This window comes from Streptococcus sp. HMSC073D05, assembly GCF_001812015.1.
GTDB classification, from domain to species: domain Bacteria; phylum Bacillota; class Bacilli; order Lactobacillales; family Streptococcaceae; genus Streptococcus; species Streptococcus parasanguinis_D.
In genome coordinates, this window is record NZ_KV807491.1 from 1 (window position 1) to 222 (window position 222).

A 222-nucleotide genomic window follows, 5' to 3' on the forward strand; every position below is an offset into this window, starting at 1 on the left:
GCTAAGCGACTACCTTATCTCACAGGGGGCAACCCCCAACTACTTCCGGCGTTCTAGGGCTTAACTGCTGTGTTCGGCATGGGTACAGGTGTATCTCCTAGGCTATCGTCACTTAACTCTGAATGATTAAACATTCAAAATTGAATATCTATATTCTAACAAGTTAAACTCACGTTGTCAATATCTTTTGACTCTTTGGATAAGTCCTCGAGCTATTAGTAT

At 41.4% G+C, this 222-nt stretch carries 1 rRNA gene; it reads right to left on the reverse strand.

Features of this window, described 5'->3' with window-relative positions:
* A 5S ribosomal RNA gene (gene rrf / locus HMPREF2832_RS06370) occupies positions 1 to 116 on the reverse strand.
* Positions 117 to 222: the final 106 nt, after the last annotated feature.